The sequence below is a fragment of the Kitasatospora sp. NPDC024654 genome, assembly GCF_055559155.1.
Genome location: NZ_JBVHLF010000269.1, coordinates 1 through 1,319, shown reverse-complemented (window position 1 = coordinate 1,319; position 1,319 = coordinate 1). Strand labels below are relative to the sequence as shown.

1 protein-coding gene is annotated in these 1,319 nt (G+C 65.4%); it reads right to left on the bottom strand.

The window, feature by feature from the left end; all coding sequences use genetic code 11:
* Positions 1 to 350 precede the first annotated feature (350 nt).
* Positions 351 to 794: a GNAT family N-acetyltransferase gene (locus tag ACZ38L_RS39550; RefSeq protein ID WP_465703011.1), complete on the bottom strand. Its 444-nt coding sequence runs from the start codon at positions 792 to 794 to the stop codon at positions 351 to 353.
* Positions 795 to 1,319: the final 525 nt, after the last annotated feature.

Sequence of the window (1,319 nt, the reverse complement as noted above, 5' to 3'; positions counted from 1 at the left end):
GGCCCGAACTGATCGACGGCTGCCTCGCCGAGACCGGACTGATCACGGGATTCACCGAGATCAGCCCGCCAGACACTGCCAGTTCAACCTGAGTACCCTGGAAAACCAGGAACTTCGCGACGTGCTCAGCGGCAGCAGGGCCAGCGTCATCCCGCTGCGGTCCGGCCCGGACCGCTGACCAGTTCACTGAGACGCCTGTCCAGGCCCAACACCCGGCGAATCGGCCACAGCACTGGGGAGTGTTTCGAAAGTGCTGGTCACAGCACCACTCGTTGATGGCCGCCATCAGCACGGTGGCGGCCATCAACGAGTGGCTGTGACCAGCACGATTACCGCAGGCGCGAGGACGCTCAGTCGGTCAGCGACTTGAACATGTGCACGTCCGCGTTCCCGCCGGGGATGCCCAGGGTCCGGCCCGTCTCGGTATAGCCGTGGCGCTGGTAAAAGCCAGGCGCCTGAAATGTGAACGAGGAGACCGCGACGCGGTCGCAGCCGCGCGTCCGCGCCTCCTTCTCGGCTGCCAACAGGATCTTGCTGCCCCATCCATCCTTTCGGCAGTCCTCGCGGACCCACAGCATCGAGATGCCACACAGACCGCCCCACGTCCATGCGGTGAGCCCGCCGACCAGCTCGCCCGCGCCATCGGCCACCTTGACCAAGAACGAGCCGTAGTCGCCCGCGCCGGTGGCGGCCGTGTTGAAAGCTGTCAGCTCCCGGTCCAGTCGCTCGCTCAGATCAGCATCGCGCTCGCCGGTGGTGAGGGTCGTGCCGGAACCATGGTCGTAGATCGTCACGGCGTGGAGTATCTCAGGTCGGCTGGTCCTGCAGCATCGGATTACCGCGACCTTGATCCACTTCTGAAACAGGCCCTAGAACTACGTAGTCACTGACGGCAGTTGAACGACCGGTTCCGGTTCAGAAGCGTAGGGATGACACGCCCACCGGATGCTGCGGTCGAGTATGTCCAGCACACGTCAGGGCCGTTGGGTCGAGCGTAAGGGCCGACGGCCTTGAGTCAGGGTGGCCTCTCATCTCAACACGCTGACTTGACAGACATCCCATGAGCTGGCGTGTCAAGTGGGGAGTGCGCAGGTTCGGTGGGACCCGGCCGTCGCTTCGTTGGGCAGCTGGGTGCTGCCCGGCGCGTGGCCCTTGTGCCTCGTCGGGGGTACGGTACCGCCCCGGCGGGAGTCAGGGGGGCCAGGCGTCCTTCCAACGACAGTATGAGAGTGCGGTTCGCGCCGTGATGCCCGATTCGCGATGAGGTCTGGGTGAGGTGCCCTGCTCAGTGGGGTGGGCCGGCGCTCAAGGGCGAGGCT